This window comes from Bradyrhizobium sp. LB14.3 (assembly GCF_040547985.1).
GTDB lineage: Bacteria > Pseudomonadota > Alphaproteobacteria > Rhizobiales > Xanthobacteraceae > Bradyrhizobium.
This window is the reverse complement of record NZ_JBEPQT010000012.1, coordinates 153,730-173,834: the sequence shown is the minus strand read 5'-3', so window position 1 is coordinate 173,834 and position 20,105 is coordinate 153,730. Positions and strand designations below refer to the sequence as shown.

The window sequence follows — 20,105 nt, the reverse complement described above, 5'->3', positions numbered from 1 at the left end:
CGATTATCTGTCGTCACAGATGCACCCATCATGGAGCGGAAAAACATAGGGTTGACTACCTAGCCGATGACGAGGATTCCCCTATCCGGCTTTGCTTTGCCCCCTCTGACGGTTTGTGCAGAGCGGCGCCGCTGGCTCGCTCGGTCGCGCCGAACCACGCGACGTAAATCGTCGGCAAGAAGACGAGCGTAAGGACCGTCGCCACCAGCAAGCCGCCCATGATCGCGAACGCCATCGGTCCCCAAAACACCGTCGGCGCGATCGGGATCATCCCGAGGACGGTGGATACGGCCGTCAGCATGATCGGCCGGAACCGGGAGCTGCTGGCGTCGACTGCGGCGTCCCAGGGCGTCTTGCCAAGGGCGCGTTCCGCGTCGATCTGACCGATCAGGATGACCGCGTTCTTGCTGATCATGCCGAGGAGCGCGAGGACCCCCAGAATGGCGACGAAGCCAAGCGGCCTTCCGGACAACATCAACGCTGCGACGACCCCGATCAGCCCCAGGGGAGCCACGCTCAAGACCATGAACAGTCGAGGGAAGCTTTGGAGCTGCACCATGAGGACTGTGAACATGACCAATAGCATCACCGGCACGACCGCCAGCACGGATGCCTGCGACTTCTGACTTTCCTCCACTGTCCCACCCACCACCACGCTGTACGATCGCGGGAGCGTCTTCCGGAACTTCTCGATCGCCGGCAATAGCGAGGCGACCACGCTTTCCGGCAAGCTGTCACCGGCGATGGCGGCTTGGACCGTCAAGGTCGGAACCCGATCTCGCCTCCAGATGAGCGGAAACTCCTGGTCATACTCGAAGGACGCAAATTGGCTGAGAGGAACCGTTTGTCCGCCCGGCAGTCCCACTTGCAGATTGCGCAGACTGTCCAACGAGACCCTCTGCTCGTCGGTAGCCCGCGCCACCACGTTGACCAGGTAGATATCGTCACGGACCTGGGTGATGGGCGTGCCCGTGATGACGGCGTTCAGGACGGTCGCGGTTGCCTGCGAGCTCAGGCCGAGTTGTCGCGCCTCGTTTTGGTCGACATGGATGCGCACCTGTCGGTCGGGCTCCATCCAATCGAAATTCACCTGCTTGGTGTCCGCACTGGACGCGACGATTTTCCCGACCTGCAGCGCGATCTCGCGCACCCGCTCGACGTCAGGCCCGCTGACCCGATACTGGATCGGCCAACCGACCGGCGGCCCGAGCTCGAGCGGAGATACGAACGCGATGGCCTTGGGAAATTCTTCGGCGAGCAGCTTTTCAAGCTTGGAATGCAGGCGTTCGCGTGCGGCGACATCCTTCGCGATCACGACGGTCTGCGTGAAGAAGTCGTTCGGGAGCTGGACGTTGAGGGGCAGATAGAAGCGGATCGCACCCCGTCCGACGTAGGTGCTCCACCGCGCCACATCGAGGTCGCTCGCGAGCGCGGCATCGAGGCGCTTCGCCGCAGCTTCGCTCGCGTAGATCGAAGCGTTCTGAGGCAGGTTGACATCGACCAGCAGCTCCGGCCGATCCGACGAGGGAAAGAACTGCCGCGGGATCATCGGCATCGCCAGAACCGAGGCGACGAAGAGCGCCACCGAGATCGCAATGGTCAGCCATTTCGCGCGCATCGCCGATGTTAGGAAACTGCGGTAGATCCGGAAAATCCTGCCCGGGTCGGCTGAGTTGCCTTGCTTGGGCGGGACGAGGATCGCAGCGCCAAGCAGCGGCGTGAAAATGACCGCGACGAACCACGACACCAGCAGCGCGATCGTCACCACCGCGAACAGCGAGAACGTGTATTCGCCGGCCGAGCTTGCCGCAAAGCCGACCGGGATGAATCCCGCGATCGTCACCAGCGTGCCCGCGAGCATCGCCATCGCATGGGTCCGGTAGGCGAAGGTTGCCGCCTCGACTTTGCTGGCGCCCTCCGCCAGTTTGGTGAGGGTCGCGTCGGTCGTCGTCATCGCATCGTCGACCAGCAACGCGAGCGCGATAATCAGCGCGCCGAGCGATATCCGCTGCATGTCGATGCTCAGCAGACCCATGATCGGCAAGACGATCGCCAGCGTGAACGGTATGGCAAGCGCTATGATCAGGCCGGGTCGCACGCCGAGGCTGATGAAACTCACCACCATGATGATAGCGATCGCCTGAAGCAGCGAGACCATGAACTCCCGAATGGCGTGGTTGACCACGACGGGCTGATCCGCGACCACGCTTGGCTCGATCCCGATCGGGAGGTCCGCGGTAATCTGCGCCATCGCCTTGGTGATGTTCGCACCCAGCGCAAGAATATCCCCGCCGTCCCGCATGGCGATTGCGAGTCCTATCGCCGGCTTCCCATTGACCCGAAACATCGGGTGGGGCGGGTCCGTGTAACCGCGACGCACCCGCGCGATGTCGCTCAGGCGAAGCATACGTCCGCTCGCGGAAAAATTGATGTCGGCGATGTCCCGTTCCGACTGAAACCCGCCAGATACCCGTATCGAGATGCTGTCGGCGCTCGTCTGTATCGTTCCGGCCGGACGTACGATGTTTTGCGACTGGAGGGCCGCAATAAGGGCGGACCGATCAACTCCGAGTGCCGCAAGCTCCTTCGTGGAGAACTCGACGAAGATTACCTCGTCCTGTTCGCCCAGGAACTCGATCTTCGACACGTCAGGCACGAGAAGCAGCCTTGAGCGGATATCTTCGACCTGGTCGCGCAGCTCACGCTGGCTGAAGCCGTCGCTGGTAAAGCCGTAGATAATTCCGAAAGTATCGCCAAATTCGTCGTTGAACCCAGGCCCGATCACTCCGGCGGGTAGCGTATGGCGCATGTCGCCGATCGACTTGCGCACGTGGTACCAGGTGTCTGTGACCTCTCGTGCGCTGGCACTGCCTTTCAGATTCACGAAGACGGTCGAGACGCCTGCCCTGGTAAAACTTCGCAGGAAGTCGAGATGCGGCGTCTCCTGCAGGCGGCGTTCGAGGCGCTCCGTCACCTGCTTCATCGTTTCCTCGACGGACGCGCCCGGCCAAGCGGCCTGAACGACCATGGTCTTGATGATAAAGGCCGGATCTTCGTTGCGACCCAGGCGGAAATAGAACAGCCCACCCGCAACCACCGCGATGATCATCATATAGACAACCAGCGAACGGCTTTTCAGCGCCCAATCGGACAGATTGACCCCGCTCATTGCTCTGATCCGAGAACCCGGACTTTCTGGCCCGGATGAAGCGCCTGTACCCCAGCGGTAACAACGATCTCGCCGGTGTCCAATCCTTGCGAAATCACCGCCTGGGCCTCGTCGAACCGCAGAACGTCCACATTGCGCACCGACACCGTACTGGCGGTTGGATCGACGATCCACACGGCGGGTCGCTGGTTCATGCTCGTCAGGGCTGAGGCCGGAATATCGATCATCGGCCCCGCGCTCGTGCTCACCCGCCCGACGACCGTCGCACCAAGGCGCATCGCCGGCGGTGGGTCGGTCAGGCCGACCCTGACCTCGAAGGTCCTGGTCACGGCGTTGGCCTGCGCGCCAACCTCGCGGATGCGCCCCTTGGCCTTGATGGTCGGATCATCTGCCAGGTTGACCTCGACCTCCGGATCGGCCGAAGCCGATCTGACCAGTTGAGAGGGAACGTCGAAGACGGCATCGCGACCGTCTTGCCGCGCGATCCTCGCGATCATCTGTCCGGCCTGCACCACTTCCCCGGCTCCCTGACCGGTGGCGGTGATCACGCCTGGGGCATCGGCTTTCAGTTCGGTGAAGCCGACGAGGTCATGCGCGGCACTCAGCGCGGCTTCGGCGGCGTCGACTTGCGACCGCGCCGTTTGCTGGGCCTGCGTCGCGGCATCGTAGTTGACCCGTGTGGTCCAACCCTGCGCCAGGAGCGTCTCCTGACGGTCGAAATGATTGCGCGCCTGTGTCAGCTGCCCTTGTGCCGCGGCAAGCGACGCCTGTGCCTGGCGCAGCGCGTTCAACTCGTTCTGGGACTCCAATCGCGCCAGCACCTGACCGGCTTTGACCCGATCGCCGATCCTGGTGTCGTTGTTCAACAGCCGACCCGAGATCCGGAATGCCAGATTGACTTCATCTTCGGCTTCGATCCGTCCGGAGAACGTCAGGGGCGTCGTGAGCTTGCGCTTTTCCACGGTCGTCGTGCGCACTATACGAGGCGCTGGCGTGTCATTCGCTGCCGTTTCCCTCCCGCAGGCTGCCAGCACCGGCGAGAGCGCCGTCAAAATGGCCATAGCTCTGATGCGTCTGAACGAGGAATGGCTGCCGCGCTTGAACATGAGCTCTTCCGTTCCCGGTGTGAAACGTCGCCTGGCAAATCGGCTTTCCGCAGGCCTCAGTCTTCCGACGATCCCCGCCGCCATTTTTGCCGGAAGCGCCGGTCCCGGACATCGGTAAATCTACCCGATGCGTCCGGATGTAATCGCGGTTTGCCCGGGTTCGCGGCTTGGGAGATTCCCGAGACCCGATTAGGCAATCACCCGATATCGCCGCCTACGCCCAGGACACATGATGGAATCGTCCGGCGAAGCACCGGCACGCTGGCGCCGGACGAACGACCTATGATGTATCGCTACGCGCAGTCGTGCACCAACGCGAAGGCTGATCCCTTCAGGTACCCTGTAGCCCGACGATGCGATGTGATGCCGATGGAGGATTTCCAGCATGAGCGGATCCTCAGGACAACGAAACGTGCCGGCGGGCACCATCACCCGAGGGTGGTGGTCGAGCGTTGCTTCGCGTGCGGTCGGGTTCGGCTGCCTCTGGCTCGTGCTCGCTGGCGCTCAGGTCGGAGACGTTCCTGCCGCAGCGGTCGCAATCGCGGTAGCAACCTGGACAAGCTTGTACTTGCTGGAGCCGGGCAGTTCGCGGCGGTCGCTCCCAGCCATTGCCCGTCTGGCGTCGCTTTTCCTGTATCACTCCGTCGTCGCCGGAATAGACGTGGCAGGCCGCGCGCTGAACCCCCGATTGCCTCTGCGTCCCGGGTTCGTAGCCTATCCGACGCGGCTGCCGCGAGGCGTGCGGCAAAACGTTTTCACGACACTGACCAGCCTGCTGCCCGGAACAGTGCCTGCCGGCGAGGAGAACGGACAGATCATCTATCACTGCCTCGATGTCACGCAGCCGGTCCTTGCCGATCTCGCCGCCGAAGAAGCGGCGCTCATTCGGGCCCTCTACAATGACTGAATTCCTGACCGCCGCCGTCGGCTTGATCCTGACGCTGCTGGCCCTCGGCCTGGTGTCGATATTGCGCGGTCCGGGCGATGCCGATCGGATGATGGCTGCGCAGCTGATCGGCACCGCGGGCATTGCCGTGCTGCTGCTCCTCGGCACCGTGACAGGCGTCCGGGCGGCCGTTGACGTGGCGTTGATCCTCGCGCTGCTCGCCACTTTCGCGTCTATCGCGTTCGTCAAAAAAGGGCTGTCCCGCCTGGAAAGCGACGGCGTCGGTTCGGCGGAGGGCAAATGAACCTCGCGCGGGACATCATGACGATTGCGTGCGTGTCGACGGGCGCGTTCTTCTTCCTGGCAGGTACAGTGGGCCTCCTTCGCTTCCCCGACACCTTGACCCGCCTCCACGCGCTGACCAAGGCGGACAACCTCGGCCTTGGATTCGTCGTGCTCGGGTTGCTCCCGCAAGCTGAAGGCCTTCGCGACGGGCTGAAGTTGATCAGCATCTGGATGTTCGCACTGCTGGCGGGCGCCACCGTCTCGCAATTGATCGCGCGCGCGGTGCGCCGAAGCGGGGCCAGATGAGCATCGCAACGGTCTTCGAGATCGCACTCGCCGCCGTGGTACTGGGCCTCGCCATCTGGACCATCGCCGTCCCCGAGACGTATTCGGCGACCGTCGGTTTCGTCGCCTACGGTCTCCTGGTTGCGCTGATCTGGGTCCGTCTCGACGCGGTCGATGTCGCACTGACGGAAGCCGCCATCGGCGGCGGCTTGGGCGGCGTTGTGCTGTTGGGTGCGGCTGCCCGGTTGGGCGATGCCGAGGCGACGGCAGCCGAACGACCAGACCGTTCTACACGTCTGATCGCCGCTATCCTGTCCGCATCGATCGCGGCAGCCCTGGCGTTCGCGATCCTGATCCTGCCCGATTATGCTCCGACCCTGGCACCGGCGGTCGTCGCGAATGCCGGGGCGACCGGAATGGCCAATCCGGTCACCAATGTCCTCATGGCATTTCGAGGGCTGGACACCATGCTCGAGAAGGTCGTGCTCCTGTTGGCCGTCGTGGGCGTCTGGTCGCTCGCGTCGGACCGGGCCTGGGGCGGCCGTCCGGGACCGCGTCACGAAGCCGACCCAAATGGCGTTCTCGCCTTCCTCGCCCGCCTGTTGCCCCCAGCGGGGATTGTCGTCGGCATTTACATGCTGTGGACAGGCGCCGATCACCCCGGCGGAGCATTTCAGGGCGGTGCGGTTCTCGCGTCCATGTGGCTGCTGGTCATCATGGCTGGATTGGCGGACACACCACCGGTGAGCAGCCGATGGCTACGGTTTATCCTGGTCGCCGGGCCCTGCCTGTTTCTTGTCGTTGGCCTCGGCGGGCTTTGTTTCGGAGCGGCCTTCCTCGCCTATCCGGTTGCGTTCGCCAAACCGCTAATTCTCGGCATCGAGGTCGCGATGATCCTCACGATCGCAGCGACCCTCGCCCTCCTCCTCGCCGGCGCGCCGGAAAGGAATACATAGCGATGAGCAGCGTATCGGTGTTCGGATTGTGCGCGGCCGCTGCGGTCGGGCTTGGGCTTTACGGCCTGATCACGAACCCGCAATCGCTCCGCAAGATCCTCGCGTTCAACTTGCTCGGCAGCGGCGTGTTCCTTCTGTTCGGGATCGTCGGACGGAGGGGGGCTGCGGCGGGTGTTGGCAACGATCCGGTGCCGCAGGCCCTGGTAATCACCGGGGTCGTGGTCGCGTTTTCCGCGACGGCAATGGCGATCGCCCTTTTGCTGCGGTTGTTCCACACCAGCGGCTCCACGACGCTCGGCAGTCGCGCGCCGACGAGCTCGCGTTCCGACGCGCCCGGCGGCTGATGATGGCCACTCCCTCCGCGCTGGCGACGACGGCGGCAGATCTCCTGCTGGTGCTGTTGATCGTCGTGCCAGTCGCGGGCGTGCTGCTGGCGTTCGCGCTCGGCGACCGCTATGTCCGGCGGGTCGCCTTCACGGTCATACCGGTCGGCTTAGCAATTTCCGGGAGCGTTCTCCTGGCGTTGCCGCAGAACGACGGTCACATGGTCTATCTGCTCGGTGCCTGGCCGCCACCTCTTGGGGTTGCCCTGCGCGCGGACGGATTGTCGGCGGTGATGCTCGCCGCCACGGCCATCGTAGTCTGTGCGGTCGCCATTTTTGCCGCAGCCGATTTTCGTCTTGCAGCAGGATACGGCCGGGCACCGTTCGCATTCTGGATTCTTCTGCTAGCGGTTTGGGCGGCGCTGAACACCATCTTCGTCGGAGGCGACCTCTTCACCCTTTACGTTGCCTTGGAATTACTGACGTTCGCCGCGGTGCCGCTGGTCTCTCTGGAGGGCCAGGCGGAGACGCTTCAGGCAGCGTTGCGCTACCTTCTCTTCGCGTTGGTCGGGTCCGTCCTCTACCTGATGGGCACGGCGCTGCTCTACGGCCTCTACGGCACGCTCGATATCGTGCTGCTGTCTCATCGCGTCTCCACGGAGCCCGGCGCGCTGATTGCGGCAGCGTTGATGACGACCGGCCTCCTCGCCAAGACCGCGCTGTTTCCGCTACACCTCTGGCTGCCGCCCGCTCACGCCGGCGCCCCGGCCGCAGCGAGCGCGATCCTGTCCGGCCTGGTCGTGAAGGGATCGTTCTTCATCCTCCTGCGGGTGTGGTTCAACGTGCTGCCCGGCGTGCCCGGCTTTGCCGCTGCACAATTTCTCGCAGCGTTGGGAGCCGGCGCGATCGTGGTCGGAAGCATCGTCGCCCTGCGGCAGGAGCGCCTCAAGCTGCTCGTCGCATATTCGACAATGGCCCAGATCGGGTACCTTTTCCTGCTGTTTCCACTCGCTCTCGATGCCTCAGGACGGCTCGAAACGGGACAGGCCCTGGCGGGCGGATTGATGCAGGCGATCTCCCACGCCGCCGCGAAAGCGGCAATGTTCCTGGCAGTCGGGTCGATCTACGCAGGACTGGGCCATGATCGCATCACCGGGATCCGCGGCGCCGCACGCGCCCTGCCCTTGAGCGTCATGACCTTCGGGTTAGCCGGCTTCGCACTGATGGGAATTCAACCGAGCGGCGCGTCCCTCGCAAAGGAGTTGTTGCTCCAGGAGACGGCGAGGACGGGACAGTGGTGGTGGGCTGGCGTGCTCCAGGTCGGCGGGATGTTCACGGCCGCCTATACCGTTCTGGTACTTGCCCATGCGCTTTCGCCTTCGGATCACCCGGTCGCCCTTGTCGCGAAGCCGCCACGCGGCAGCGGTTTGGCGGCGCTTGCCTTGGCACTCTGCTCACTACTGCTTGGCCTGCTGCCATGGGAGCCGTATTTACCGATCACATATACCGTGGAATCGAAACTGTTCGGAGTCGAAGCGCTCGTCAAATTGCTCGTAACCGTGTTCGGAGGTGCCGCGCTTGCGATCCTGCTCAGCCCCTGGCCGCATCCCCTGGCGTTTTCGGCAGCCGGGAAAACGATCATGCAGCTGATCGCCCCCTTGCGGCGAACCTGTATCGGACTCGGCAGCCTCGTCGAAACGGGCGACGGCATTCTTCGCCAATGGTCGACGGCCACCATATCCCTCCTCCTGGTCGCGTTGCTGCTCGCCGCGCTGATGTTCGCCGCCAATTGAATCTCTAAGGCCGGCGAAGGATTCGCGTTCCGGCAGGTCCGGAACATCCTCCCTGCTCCCGAGGGTTTTCTCGGATGCCGGGCTGGCCTCTCACCTTCTAGTCTCGATGTCGCACCGTGCAGCCGGGATCAGTCCCTTCTGGACGAGCTACCTCAATGTGAACGGAGGCCTTCATGTCTGATCTTGTCGCGATCGTGTACCCGAGCGAGGCGAAGGCCGAGGACGTCCGCCAGCGGCTGCTCAAGTTGCAAAAAGAGTATCTGATCTCCATCAGCGATGCCGTCATCGCTGTGAAGACAGAAACAGGCAGCGTGAAGCTGAACCAGCTCGTCAACACCACGGCGACGGGCGCGATCTCCGGCAGCTTCTGGGGCCTCCTGATCGGCGTCCTCTTCCTCAATCCGATCATCGGTGTGGCGCTCGGCGCCGCGTCCGGAGCGCTGGGAGGCGCATTGACCGATTTCGGCATCAACGACGCGTTCGTGAAGGAGCTTTCGGCATCGCTCCACCCCGGCAACGCGGCCCTCTTCGTCCTGATCAAGAACATGACCGCCGACAAGGTCCTCAACGAGATCAAGGACGCCGGCGGGGTCGTGCTGAAGACCTCTCTGGACGAGACCAAGGAAAAGATCCTGCGTGACGCGCTCGCCAGCGCGGCGGAGCGACCGGCTTCCTGAAACCGCCGGTCTCTGCTTTCCAGCGTCGACCTGAGGTGAGGCGCGCCAGTCATTTCTCGTGCTTGAGAGGGAGGCCCTGGGTAGTCGCACAGGCGGCGCGCGCGGCTACGTTCGGTGCCGTGGATAAGCTCCTCGTCGTCGACATGGATGCAGTCGTTTCGGTCATTGATCGACGAGCAGGATAGCAAAGCCGGTCCGCGACAACGACCGCTCGAGCTTAGCCTTCAGCGCCGACCGCCCAAGAGGCGCAGGAGCATCATGAACAGATTGATGAAGTTCAGATAGAGCGACAGCGCCCCGATCACGGACTTGCGACCTGCCGTGGTCTCGTCGTCCCTGTTGTCATACATCGCCTTGATCCGCTGGGTGTCGTAGGCAGTGAGCCCCGCGAAGACACCGACGCCGACGATCGAGATCAACCAATCGAGTCCCGTCGACCTCAGGAAGAGGTTGATCAGGCTTGCGACGATGACGCCGATCAGGCCCATGAACAGGAAGCTCCCAAGCCCGGACAGATCTCGCCTTGTGGAGTAACCGAAGATGCTGAGCGCTCCGAACATTGCGGCCGCGATGAAGAAGACGCGCGTGATCGAGGCACTGGTGTAGATGTGCAGCACGATCGAGAGCGAGACACCGACCAGCGCGGCATAGACGAAGAACAACAGCCGCGCCGTTGCCGCCGACAGCGTATTGATGCGCGCTCCGATAAAAAACACCAGCCCGAGCGGAGCTAGAATGAAGACCCACATCAGCGGGCTCTCCAGCAATGCGGGACCGGTAACCTCATAAGTCAGCCACGCAACAACGGCGGTCAGGCCAACGCCCGCGGCCATATAGTTGTAGATGCGCAGCATGTAGGCGCGTAATCCAACGTCGATCGCAGGCGACGTGCCAGCCGTGGTCGAGAAAGTCGCGTTCGGATCATAGTCGGACATCGCTTGGCCTCCTCGCGTCTGGGCAGGAAGTATGCACAATACCGGCCGGCCTGCGATTGGAACATCAGCTGATCACCCGATCGCAGGCAGATACAATACCTATCTCCGGACGCTGGTGACCCGCGAGCCATAGCGTGCGCGCGAGTTCCTTATCCATTTTGCCTAGATTCCTTACACGTTTGTCACTGGTAGCTCGCGGCACAGCGGCTTACTCAATCCGCATGCGCTACTTTTTTCATATCGTGGACAAGTACGGGCTCTGCCTGGACGGGACCGGATATGAGCACGTGGATCAGGAAGCCGCGGTCGTACACGCCAGGCGTATCGCAGCAGAAATCGCAAAAGCAGGCGAATTCTGCCGCGCCAGCTTCGTGCTGATCGTCGCCGCGGCGCCTGGACCGGCCAGTCGGCATTAGAGCACAGCTCCTCCCCGCCGGCGTCCCGCTGCCGCGGGGTCGCCGTCGGGCCGATTTCCGACATTGCCCTCTACATGGAATCCCTGATGTTCCGACCGGGAGGTCGCTTCTAAGATCTCGACCAAGAGTGGCCGGTCCCGTTTCATTTCGAGGTCGCGCCCACTTCATCTCCGGCCGGAAAGCCATTCTCCTCATGGCTCCTTCGTCGAACGAGGTCGACCAAAAGCTTTCGCGTAGCGCGCTCATCGCGCTCGTGATCGGGTCGATGATCGGCTCCGGCATCTTCGCGCTGCCCGCATCGTTTGGACACGCCACGGGCGTCCTCGGGACGTTGATCGCCTGGATCATCGCGGGCACCGGCATGCTGATGCTCGCCTTCGTTTTTCAGGCGCTCTCCCGTCGTCGGCCGGACCTGGACGCCGGCATCTACGCCTATGCCAAGGCTGGCTTCGGTGAATATATCGGCTTCGCTTCGGCGGCCGGCTATTGGATCGGATGCTGCCTCGCAGACGTCGCCTGCCTCATCCTGATCAAGGCGACAATCGGCCAATTCCTTCCGATCTTCGGCGACGGCACGACGCCGGCGGCGATCGCATCGGCATCCCTCCTCCTGTGGAGCGTCCATTTCCTCGTACTGCGAGGCATCAAGAACGCCGCCACGCTCAACACGATTGCGACCTACGCCAAGATCATCCCGATCCTGCTTTTCATCGGCGTGGCGTTCATCGTCCTCGATCCGGACCTGATCTCGCAGAATTTCTGGGGGACCGAGCAGCCGGGCGCGGCAGCGGTGTCCTCACAGGTCCGAAGCACGATGTTGCTCACCGTATTCGTTTTCGTCGGAATCGAGGGTGCGAGCGTTTATTCGCGCTACGCCCGCGACCGCTCCGACATCGGATTTGCGACCGTCACCGGATTCCTGTCCGTTCTCTGCCTTCTCGTCCTTGTGACGATACTATCCTACGGGGTGCTGCCGCGACGGGAGCTCGCGGGCCTGCCGACACCGTCGATGGCCGGCGTGATGGAAGCGATGGTCGGGCGATGGGGCGGCATTTTCATCAGCCTGGCGTTGCTGGTCTCGATCCTCGGGAATTACCTCTCTTGGTCGCTGCTCGCTGCGGAGGTGCTGCATTCCGCGGCCGTCAACCGCACCATGCCCTCCTTTCTCGCGGTCGTGAACAAACACGAAGTCCCTGTCGGAGCACTCTGGCTCACCAACTGCGTCATCCAGGCCTTCGTTCTGGTCACCTGGTTCGCGGAGTACGCGTTCACGGTCGCCCTGAAGATGACCAGCGCGATGACGCTGATCCCCTATTTCCTGGTCGCGGCGTACGGCCTCAAACTGTCATATCTCGGCAATTCCTACCGTGCCGGCGAACGCGCCCGCACCGTCGACGGGATCCGCTCGGCGATCGCAACGCTCTACGCCATGGGCATGCTCTACGCGGGCGGTCCAACGTTTCTTCTGCTGTCATCGATACTCTACGCGCCGGGAACGGTTCTGTTCGTTCTGGCCAAGCGCGAGCGCAAGGAATCCGTCTTCAAGCCGTTCGAGGCGATCATCTTTGCCGCGATCACGCTCGCTGCTTGTGCCGGAGTTTATGCGCTGGCCGTGGGTGCAATCTCGATCTGAGGTGTTGGGACCAAATGGAGGCGAACATGAACGTCCGGCAGGTTTACGGCGCTCTGATCCTAATCGGGTCGATCGCGGCCGCGCAGCCGAGTTTCTCCCAAGCGCAATCGACCGCGTCGGCGCCGAAACCCGCAGCGACAGCGCCCGCAGTCGCCACACCAAATACGAATACGAACCCGACCAAGCATCGCCATTGGCGCCATCGCGGCGGCTCGCATCCTCACTATGGCAGCCGCCGTGTTCGTACCTGATGGGCGGATGCGCCGGTCCCAGCTGCAATCCCCGAGTTCCCCCGATGAGCGACGTGACGTCCGGACAAGAGCAACTCCACGAGAGCGCGATCCGCAGGACGCCGGCGGTCGAACACGGCCCGCGCAGCATTCTCGCAACGGGTCTCGCTCTGCTCGGCGTAAGCGTGGCCCTCTTTTTGATCTGGAAAACCATCTCGAGCCTGCTCATCATCTTCGCGGGCGTGCTGTTTGCAGCCCTTCTGGATGCCGCCGCAAGGGCGATTGCGCCTGTCGTCCGCCTCGGTCGTATCTGGCGCCTGACCTTGGTGCTGCTGCTGCTCACTGCGGCGGTCGGACTTGGCCTCGTGTGGGGAGCCGGCAAGCTTCCGGAGCAAACTCGTCTTCTGCTGAAGGTCATGGACAGCCAATTTGACGTCCTGCAGCAGCATCTTCTGACCTATGGCGTCGATCTGCTCGGTCCCGAATGGGGCCGGGATTTCACGCAATGGCTGGTCTCCGACCAAGGCCGGTTCTTCAGCCACGCCCAATTCGTCCTTGGCGGAGCGTCGAGCTTCCTGACTGGCGTGCTGGTGATCCTGTTCCTGGGCATCCTCTTCGCCTTCGATCCCGATAGCCACCGCGAAAGTCTCGTCATACTCGCGAAGCCGTCCTATCGCGCACGGATGCGCGGCGTGATGGACCAGATGGGAAGCGTCCTGCGGCTCTGGTTCGTAGGACAACTTATCCGCATCGTCCTGATGACGCTGTGCGTCTGGATCGCGCTCTACTGGATCGGGCTGCCTGGTCCCTTCCTGCTTGGTTTGCAGGCGGGCTTATCGAACTTCGTCCCGTATCTCGGGCCGATCGTCGCCGCAATTCCGATCGCGCTCGTCGCTATGCCGCTCGGAGGATCGCCGCTGATCTGGGCCGTCGTGGTGTATACCCTGATCCAGTCGATCGAAGGATACGTGATCGGCCCCCTGATCCAGCGCCAAGCCGTCGAAATCCCCCCGGCCTGGACTTTGGTGGCGATCGTGCTGCTGGGCGCCATGTTCGGCGTCATGGGCATCGCGCTCGCCATGCCACTCGTCGCGGTCGGCCGGGTCGCGATCATCAGGTTCTACGTCGAGGACTATCTCGGCGATCCCCCGCTGGTGGTCAACAAGGGACGATCCTGAGGTGCCGCATGAGCGAGCTCGAAGCTGAACGGAACGCCGCAACGGGTCCGCCGTCAATACATCCGGGGATGACCCGCTTGCTGTGGCAGCAGCTGCCCTACATCGTCGCGCTTGTGCTCGCCATTGCGGGCGTCGCCTACACCAATGCTTCGCATCAGCCTCTCGTCGGCTATTGGGAATTCCTTGCCCTTGCCATCGGCGTAGTCTGCGTCATCAACAAGTGGCCCGAGGTCGACGGCAGGGAGGAGCGCTGGCGGCTAATCTGGACCCAGGCGCTGCATTGGGTCGCCGTTCTGGTCGCGATGAACATCATGCTGATATCCGGAGTTCAGCAGTTGCTGCCGACGCCGGCGACAAGCCTGGTTCTCCTTACCTTGCTCGCGCTCGGGACATTCCTCGCCGGCGTCAGTCTCCAGTCCGCCCAGATCGCCTTCCTCGGCCTCGCGATGGGCATCACGGTTCCGGCGATATCCTGGTTGCAGCAATCCATCATCTTCTTCCTGTTGGGCGCCGTCCTGCTGATTGGCCTCGGTATCACGTTCTGGCTTCGTCAGGACCGCAGCCCAGCGAGTTTGCCCGACAACACTGGAAGCCAAACGGAGGCCTGAATGCGCATTAACCTGCTTCTCGCAATCATCTGCGGATCCGCTTTGATGTGCGCCGACGCCCTGCCCGCGCGCGCGGAAACGTTCAGAGTCGGCCGGCTCATATGCGCCAGCACACCACGCATTGGGCTGGTGCTTGGCTCCGCGCAGGAGCTTCGTTGCGTATTCACGACCACACGCCCGACTCGGCAGTACGTCTACGACGGGCGGATCAGGCGGGTTGGTCTCGACATCGGCGTGACCAGCGCCGGAAGCCTCTCATGGGCCGTCTTCGCCAGGAACTCGCGCGTCGGCCCCGGCACGCTGCGGGGGAGCTACGTGGGCGCGAGCGGCAATGTCGCGTTCGGTCCCGGGCTCGGAGCAAACGTTCTCATTGGAGGCTCTCGCCGGACGATTGCGCTCCAGCCGCTGTCGATCGAGCGATCAATCGGATTGAACCTTGCGGCGGGGATTACGAACCTGACACTCGGCCCGCGCGGACAGCGATAGCAGCTTGTCCCAAGCCCTGGAGCCGGGAGCGGACAATGGATATTGCGGAAATTTCGGTCAGGATGCTGGCGGCGAGTTTCCTGACATTCATCGCTGGCGGCATGGCCTTAGCACAGCCAGCCTCCAGCGCTCCGCCTGCTGTCGGCATCGTCGAAGCGATCAAGCGACCGATCACCGAGAGCAGCGAATTTCTTGGGCGGATCGAGGCGGTCAATCGGGTCAATATCGTGGCTCGCGTCACCGCGTTTCTGGAACAGCGACTGTTCGTCGACGGTGCCGAGCTCAAAAAGGGCGCTCCGCTCTACCGGCTCGAGCGCGGCCCGTTCGAGGCCGATCTTGCATCAAAGCAGGCGCAGGTGGCCCAGCTCCAGGCAATGCTTGAGAACGCCAAGCAGACGACCGAGCGCGCGCGTACGCTGCTCAGTGGGCCAGCCGGTCAGCAATCGACCTACGACGCAGCGATCGCCAACGAGCGCAGCCTGGAAGCCCAGGTCCAGGCCGCACAAGCACAAGTCAATGCGTCCCAGATCAACCTCGACTACACCATGATCAGCGCGCCGATCGACGGCAAGATCGGACGCACAGCCGTGACTGAAGGCAATGTCGTCGGTCCAAGCTCGGGCGTGCTGACCACGATCGTCAGCCAGGATCCGATGTACGTCACCTTCCCGGTGCCGCTGCGTCAGGCACTCGAACTGCGCGAACGTTATGGACCGCAAGGGGGTCTGGAAGCCGTGGTGATCCGGCTGCGACTGCCCAATGGCCGCATGTATGGCCAGTCCGGCAAGCTGAACTTTGTCGACAACACAATCGCCCAGAATACCGACACGATCACCGTGCGCGGCGAGATCGACAACCCGATCCTGCGCGCGCCGTCCGTCGCGGGCGTGACCGTCCACGAACTGACCGACGGCGAATTCGTTACGGTCGTCCTGGAAGGCATCCAGCCCATCGAGGTGTTGGCGGTCCCGCGTTCGGCGGTGCTATCCGATCAGCAGGGCAACTACGTTCTCATCGTCGGCACCGGCGACCAGGCCGAACAACGCCGTATCCAGCTTGGGCAGTCGACGCCCACCATCGCTTCCGTCATCAATGGCCTCGCCGCCGGCGACAAGGTCATCGTCGAAGGCCTGCAAAGGGTTCGTCCAGGTCAGGCGGTTTCGCCGGGTCCGGCCAGTGCGCTGATCCAGTCGAGCATGAAGGCCGGCGCAAGCGACGCACCCTCGTTGCCAGACCGTGGCGCCTCGACCGGCACGCGCCCGGAGGACAAAAAGCCATGATGTCCGCCGTCTTCATTGATCGCCCGCGACTTGCGATGGTCCTTGCCTTCATCATCACCATCGCAGGCGCGCTCGCGCTGACGCGGATCCCGGTGGCGCAGTTTCCGGACATCGTGCCGCCGCAGGTCACGGTCGCCGGCACTTTTCCCGGCGCGTCTGCCGAGGTCGTGGAGACCAGCGTCGCTCAGCCCCTCGAAGCGCAAGTGATCGGTGTCGATCGTGCGCTCTACATGAAATCGACCAGCGGCAACGACGGCAGCTACACCCTGACGGTGTCGTTTGCGCTCGGCACCGACCCCGATATCAACACCGTCAACGTCAACAACCGGGTGCAGAGCGCGCTGTCGCAATTGCCCACTGAGGTACAGCAGCAGGGCGTGACGGTGCAGAAGAAATCGTCGGCGATCCTGCAATTTCTGGTGCTGTACAGCGCCGAAGGTCAGCAGGACCCGCTGTTCATCACCAATTACGCGATCATCAATGTGCTTGACGCGATCTCCAGCACACCCGGCGTCGGCCAGGCTCACCTGTTCGCCAAGATGAATTACTCGATGCGGATCTGGTTCGATACGCAGCGGCTGACCAGCCTCAACCTCACGCCCTCGGACGTGATCGCAGCAATTCGCACGCAGAGCGTCCAGGCGCCGGTCGGCCGCATCGGTGCGCGTCCGATCAGCGACGACCAGCAATTCCAGTTCAACGTGCAGACCCTGGGGCGGCTCGCAACGGTCGACCAGTTCGCCAATATCGTGCTGCGCGCCAACCCGGACGGTTCGACGCTGCTCGTCAAGGACGTCGCTCGGGTCGAGATGGGCGCGCAGAACCTTGACAGCGAAGCGAGGATCGACGGGCGCGCTGCGGTGCCTCTCGCGATCTATCTGGCGCCGGGCGCCAATGCCGTAACGACCGCGCAGGCGGTCGCAGCCACCATGCAGCGGCTGTCCAAGCGATTCCCGACGGGGTTGAGCTATCTCGTGCAGTACGATTCCACGAGCTTCGTACGAGATACGATCTCGGAAGTTCTGCGGACGCTGGGCGAGGCATTCGTCCTTGTCGTGATCGTGGTTTATCTGTTTCTCGGCAATCTTCGCGCGACGCTGATACCGGCCGTTGCCGTGCCGGTCAGCCTGGTCGGCACCTTCGCCGTGTTGCTGATGCTCGGCTATTCAGCGAATACGGTGTCGCTGCTCGCAATGGTGCTCGCCATCGGCATCGTCGTGGATGACGCCATCGTCGTCGTGGAGAACGTCGAGCGTGTGATGGAGGAAGAACCGGATATTTCGCCGACCGAAGCCAGCAAGAAGGCCATGAGGCAGATCACGGCGCCGATTGTTGCGATCACGCTGGTGCTGCTCTCCGTCTTCGTTCCGATCGCATTCATTCCCGGCATTTCCGGCACGTTGTTTCGGCAGTTTGCGGTGACGATCAGCGCCGCCATGATAATCTCGGCGCTCAATGCGCTGACCCTGTCGCCCGCTTTGTGTGCGCTCATCCTACGGCATACCGGACCGCGGCGCGGCGTGATCGGACGCGTTCTTGACGGCATCGACTGGATTCGCGACCGCTACAGCGGCGGTGTACGACGTCTGCTGCGCGTGGCAAGCCTCTCTCTTATACTCGCCGCAATGTTCGCGGCCGGCATTTTCGGGATGTCGCACCTGACTCCGACGGGGTTCCTTCCCGAGGAAGACCAGGGCGCCTTCTTCACCTCGATACAACTGCCGGACGGCGCGTCTGTCGCGCGGACCAGCGAGGTCACCGGACAGATCGAGCGCGTCCTGACGCAGATGCCTGCGGTCGACCACGTCTTGGCCATCATAGGTTTCTCCCTGCTCGACGGGGCGTCCGAGCCCAACAGTGCGCTGGTGGTGACGCGCCTCAAGCCGTTTGCCGATCGCAAGGCGGCCGCGGATTCGGTGCAGGCGTTGATCCGGCAGACTTACGCAGCCGGCGCGCAAATCCGGCAGGCCAATGTGCTACCGTTCAATATGCCGCCGATCATCGGACTCTCGACCTCAGGCGGGTTCGAATACCAGCTCCAGGCGCTGGAAGGACAGGACCCAGCCGCGATTTCCAGTGTCACGAGTGCGTTGATCGGAGCGGCCAATGCCGATCCACGACTGACGCGCGTGTTCTCGACCTTCACCGCGACCAATCCATCGATCTATCTCGACATTGATCGCCGCAAGGCGCAGGCGCTCGGCGTGACCATCAGCGATATCTTCACCGCCCTTCAGGCGACGCTGGGCGGCATCTACGTCAACAACTTCAACCTCTATGGACGCACCTGGCAGGTCAACGTGCAGGGCGAGGCGCTCGACCGCGCCGACATTTCCGATATCTGGCGCATCTATGTGCGCAACAATACCGGTCAGATGGTTCCGATGCGGTCGCTCGCCGGCATCAAGATCGTAACCGGGCCTCAGGTCATCACCCGCTACAACAATTATCGCTCAGTGACGGTGAATGGCAGCCCGGCGCCAGGCGTCTCCTCGGGCACCGCGATAGCGGCCATGGCGGAGGTCTCCAATGCCGTACTGCCCGCGGGCTACAGTTTCGAGTGGACCGGCACCGCCTATCAGGAGCAACAGGCTTCAGGACAAACCGGAGCGGTGCTCGCGCTGGCCGTGCTGTTCGCCTATCTGTTCCTGGTGGCGCTCTATGAGAGCACGGTGATCCCGATCCCGGTGCTGCTGTCCGTCGTTGTCGGCGTGCTCGGCTCCTATATCGGGATCAAAATCGCCGGCCTCGATCTCGATCTGTATGGCCAGATTGGCCTCGTGGTGCTGATCGCGCTTGCCGCCAAGAACGGCATCCTGATCGTGGAATTCGCGAAGGAACGACGAGAAGCCGGGACGGAACTTGCGGAGGCCGCGATCGAGGGGGCGCATATGCGGTTCCGCGCGGTCATGATGACTTCGGTTGCCTTCATTCTCGGGCTGCTGCCGCTGGTGCTCGCAACCGGCGCCGCTGAACTGAGCCGCAGGGCGGTCGGGACCGCCGTCTTTGCCGGCATGCTCGGCGCAAGCTCGATCGGAATCTTTATGGTGCCAATGCTCTATGTGACATTCCAGCGCCTGCGCGAGCGCCTGAAGGCACGATCGGTTCCGGCGCGAACCACCTGACCCGCGCGTCCAGAACGCCGGGAAGCACTTTCCGGCAGGCTTCGGGACACCGCCAATATTCCCGCCGACACATTCAGGGTTTCATCGGATGTCGATGTTGCGCGGCGGCGACTAGCGTTTCCGTGGCGCTAACTTGATTGGCCGCCGGAATGCGGGAGGATGACGTGGCCACCTACGATAGCAGCCCCCAGGTAAAGACCTTTAGTTCTCCATCCCGGTGGACATGCGCGCTCCTTGGCGTCGTGATGATCGCGGCCGGCATCTTGGCGCTGGGCGACATCGTCTTCGCAACGATCATCAGCGTCAAGCTGATCGGGCTTACCGCAATCCTTGCCGGTGCATTCGAGATCATCCACGCCTTCTGGACGAAGGGATGGGGCGGATTCCTGTGGCAGATCCTGCTCGGCGCGCTCTATCTCGCGTTCGGGTTGCTGCTGCTCATGCAGCCGGCGGCCGGTGCCCTCATCCTGACCTCCCTGCTGGGCGCGGTTCTGTTGGCATCGGGCATCATCCGGTGCGTGCTGAGCTTTGCACATTGGCGACAGGGTGGCTGGCTGATGCTGGCTTCTGGCGTCATCGGGCTGCTCGCCGGCTTCCTGATCGTGTTTGGCTTCCCATCCATCAGCGTCTGGGCGCTTGGATTCCTGCTGGGAGTCGATCTGATTTCGCACGGGCTCGCTTGGCTGCTCTACGCGCTGCAATCCCCGCGGAGAGCCGCTTAACCTAACCCGAAG

Annotated in this window: 18 protein-coding genes; 15 read left to right on the top strand and 3 right to left on the bottom strand. The window is 63.1% G+C overall.

Going from position 1 to position 20,105, the window contains the following annotated elements:
• Positions 1-55: 55 nt before the first annotated feature.
• Both ABIB00_RS22380 and ABIB00_RS22375 read right to left on the bottom strand, forming a co-directional pair.
• Entirely contained in the window at positions 56-3,169 is a 3,114-nt protein-coding gene (locus ABIB00_RS22380) for an efflux RND transporter permease subunit (RefSeq protein WP_354105879.1), read from the bottom strand.
• Positions 3,166-4,275 carry an efflux RND transporter periplasmic adaptor subunit gene (locus tag ABIB00_RS22375; RefSeq protein ID WP_354105878.1) on the bottom strand — a complete coding sequence of 370 codons (1,110 nt, stop codon included), beginning with the start codon at positions 4,273-4,275 and terminating at the stop codon, positions 3,166-3,168. Before ABIB00_RS22375 ends, ABIB00_RS22380 begins: the two co-directional genes overlap by 4 nt.
• 385 nt (positions 4,276-4,660) lie before the next feature.
• Here ABIB00_RS22375 and ABIB00_RS22370 point away from each other — a divergent pair, with 385 nt between their 5' ends.
• From ABIB00_RS22370 to ABIB00_RS22340, 7 genes are all read left to right on the top strand, one after another.
• The gene (locus tag ABIB00_RS22370) at positions 4,661-5,182 is read left to right on the top strand and encodes a Na+/H+ antiporter subunit E (protein WP_249803911.1); all 522 of its coding nucleotides are present in this window, start codon (positions 4,661-4,663) and stop codon (positions 5,180-5,182) included.
• The gene (locus tag ABIB00_RS22365; protein ID WP_247340912.1) at positions 5,175-5,465 is read left to right on the top strand and encodes an MrpF/PhaF family protein; all 291 of its coding nucleotides are present in this window, start codon (positions 5,175-5,177) and stop codon (positions 5,463-5,465) included. Before ABIB00_RS22370 ends, ABIB00_RS22365 begins: the two co-directional genes overlap by 8 nt.
• Positions 5,462-5,752 carry a cation:proton antiporter gene (locus ABIB00_RS22360; RefSeq protein WP_247340913.1) on the top strand — a complete coding sequence of 97 codons (291 nt, stop codon included), beginning with the start codon at positions 5,462-5,464 and terminating at the stop codon, positions 5,750-5,752. The genes ABIB00_RS22365 and ABIB00_RS22360 overlap by 4 nt, the downstream gene beginning before the upstream one ends.
• On the top strand, positions 5,749-6,687 hold the full coding sequence (mbhE, locus tag ABIB00_RS22355; RefSeq protein ID WP_354105877.1) for a hydrogen gas-evolving membrane-bound hydrogenase subunit E: 939 nt from the start codon (positions 5,749-5,751) through the stop codon (positions 6,685-6,687). Before ABIB00_RS22360 ends, mbhE begins: the two co-directional genes overlap by 4 nt.
• A 2-nt stretch (positions 6,688-6,689) precedes the next feature.
• Positions 6,690-7,031: an NADH-quinone oxidoreductase subunit K gene (locus tag ABIB00_RS22350; protein WP_247340915.1), complete on the top strand. Its 342-nt coding sequence runs from the start codon at positions 6,690-6,692 to the stop codon at positions 7,029-7,031.
• A 200-nt stretch (positions 7,032-7,231) separates the two neighbouring features.
• Entirely contained in the window at positions 7,232-8,803 is a 1,572-nt protein-coding gene (locus ABIB00_RS22345; RefSeq protein WP_354105876.1) for a complex I subunit 5 family protein, read from the top strand.
• 173 nt (positions 8,804-8,976) lie between these two features.
• A complete protein-coding gene (locus ABIB00_RS22340) occupies positions 8,977-9,480 on the top strand; it encodes a DUF1269 domain-containing protein (RefSeq protein ID WP_247444838.1) in 504 nt (167 codons plus the stop codon).
• 224 nt (positions 9,481-9,704) lie between these two features.
• On the opposite strand, the gene ABIB00_RS22335 is transcribed toward ABIB00_RS22340, so the two are convergent.
• Entirely contained in the window at positions 9,705-10,415 is a 711-nt protein-coding gene (locus ABIB00_RS22335) for a Bax inhibitor-1/YccA family protein (RefSeq protein ID WP_354043987.1), read from the bottom strand.
• Positions 10,416-10,636: 221 nt separating this feature from the next.
• Between ABIB00_RS22335 and ABIB00_RS22330 the strand changes: the two genes are divergently transcribed.
• From ABIB00_RS22330 to ABIB00_RS22295, 8 genes are all read left to right on the top strand, one after another.
• A complete protein-coding gene (locus ABIB00_RS22330; protein ID WP_354105875.1) occupies positions 10,637-10,831 on the top strand; it encodes a DUF6894 family protein in 195 nt (64 codons plus the stop codon).
• A gap of 193 nt (positions 10,832-11,024) precedes the next feature.
• Entirely contained in the window at positions 11,025-12,464 is a 1,440-nt protein-coding gene (locus ABIB00_RS22325; protein ID WP_354105874.1) for a basic amino acid/polyamine antiporter, read from the top strand.
• A gap of 295 nt (positions 12,465-12,759) precedes the next feature.
• Positions 12,760-13,872 carry an AI-2E family transporter gene (locus ABIB00_RS22320; RefSeq protein ID WP_354105873.1) on the top strand — a complete coding sequence of 371 codons (1,113 nt, stop codon included), beginning with the start codon at positions 12,760-12,762 and terminating at the stop codon, positions 13,870-13,872.
• Between the two features lie 8 nt (positions 13,873-13,880).
• Positions 13,881-14,480 carry a hypothetical protein gene (locus ABIB00_RS22315; RefSeq protein ID WP_354105872.1) on the top strand — a complete coding sequence of 200 codons (600 nt, stop codon included), beginning with the start codon at positions 13,881-13,883 and terminating at the stop codon, positions 14,478-14,480.
• On the top strand, positions 14,481-14,966 hold the full coding sequence (locus tag ABIB00_RS22310; protein WP_354105871.1) for a DUF992 domain-containing protein: 486 nt from the start codon (positions 14,481-14,483) through the stop codon (positions 14,964-14,966).
• A gap of 35 nt (positions 14,967-15,001) precedes the next feature.
• Positions 15,002-16,246 carry an efflux RND transporter periplasmic adaptor subunit gene (locus ABIB00_RS22305; RefSeq protein WP_354105870.1) on the top strand — a complete coding sequence of 415 codons (1,245 nt, stop codon included), beginning with the start codon at positions 15,002-15,004 and terminating at the stop codon, positions 16,244-16,246.
• Complete coding sequence (locus ABIB00_RS22300; RefSeq protein WP_354105869.1) at positions 16,243-19,371, top strand: efflux RND transporter permease subunit; 3,129 nt, start codon at positions 16,243-16,245, stop codon at positions 19,369-19,371. Before ABIB00_RS22305 ends, ABIB00_RS22300 begins: the two co-directional genes overlap by 4 nt.
• Positions 19,372-19,520: 149 nt before the next feature.
• On the top strand, positions 19,521-20,093 hold the full coding sequence (locus tag ABIB00_RS22295) for an HdeD family acid-resistance protein (RefSeq protein WP_354044012.1): 573 nt from the start codon (positions 19,521-19,523) through the stop codon (positions 20,091-20,093).
• The last annotated feature ends 12 nt before the right edge of the window (positions 20,094-20,105 follow it).

Coding starts and splice junctions, on each gene's coding strand:
- ABIB00_RS22380 (WP_354105879.1), bottom strand. CDS start 3,169: ATGAGCGGGGTCAATCTGTCCGATTGGGCGCTGAAAAGCCGTTCGCTG.
- ABIB00_RS22375 (WP_354105878.1), bottom strand. CDS start 4,275: ATGTTCAAGCGCGGCAGCCATTCCTCGTTCAGACGCATCAGAGCTATG.
- ABIB00_RS22370 (WP_249803911.1), top strand. CDS start 4,661: ATGAGCGGATCCTCAGGACAACGAAACGTGCCGGCGGGCACCATCACC.
- ABIB00_RS22365 (WP_247340912.1), top strand. CDS start 5,175: ATGACTGAATTCCTGACCGCCGCCGTCGGCTTGATCCTGACGCTGCTG.
- ABIB00_RS22360 (WP_247340913.1), top strand. CDS start 5,462: ATGAACCTCGCGCGGGACATCATGACGATTGCGTGCGTGTCGACGGGC.
- mbhE (WP_354105877.1), top strand. CDS start 5,749: ATGAGCATCGCAACGGTCTTCGAGATCGCACTCGCCGCCGTGGTACTG.
- ABIB00_RS22350 (WP_247340915.1), top strand. CDS start 6,690: ATGAGCAGCGTATCGGTGTTCGGATTGTGCGCGGCCGCTGCGGTCGGG.
- ABIB00_RS22345 (WP_354105876.1), top strand. CDS start 7,232: ATGGTCTATCTGCTCGGTGCCTGGCCGCCACCTCTTGGGGTTGCCCTG.
- ABIB00_RS22340 (WP_247444838.1), top strand. CDS start 8,977: ATGTCTGATCTTGTCGCGATCGTGTACCCGAGCGAGGCGAAGGCCGAG.
- ABIB00_RS22335 (WP_354043987.1), bottom strand. CDS start 10,415: ATGTCCGACTATGATCCGAACGCGACTTTCTCGACCACGGCTGGCACG.
- ABIB00_RS22330 (WP_354105875.1), top strand. CDS start 10,637: ATGCGCTACTTTTTTCATATCGTGGACAAGTACGGGCTCTGCCTGGAC.
- ABIB00_RS22325 (WP_354105874.1), top strand. CDS start 11,025: ATGGCTCCTTCGTCGAACGAGGTCGACCAAAAGCTTTCGCGTAGCGCG.
- ABIB00_RS22320 (WP_354105873.1), top strand. CDS start 12,760: ATGAGCGACGTGACGTCCGGACAAGAGCAACTCCACGAGAGCGCGATC.
- ABIB00_RS22315 (WP_354105872.1), top strand. CDS start 13,881: ATGAGCGAGCTCGAAGCTGAACGGAACGCCGCAACGGGTCCGCCGTCA.
- ABIB00_RS22310 (WP_354105871.1), top strand. CDS start 14,481: ATGCGCATTAACCTGCTTCTCGCAATCATCTGCGGATCCGCTTTGATG.
- ABIB00_RS22305 (WP_354105870.1), top strand. CDS start 15,002: ATGGATATTGCGGAAATTTCGGTCAGGATGCTGGCGGCGAGTTTCCTG.
- ABIB00_RS22300 (WP_354105869.1), top strand. CDS start 16,243: ATGATGTCCGCCGTCTTCATTGATCGCCCGCGACTTGCGATGGTCCTT.
- ABIB00_RS22295 (WP_354044012.1), top strand. CDS start 19,521: ATGCGGGAGGATGACGTGGCCACCTACGATAGCAGCCCCCAGGTAAAG.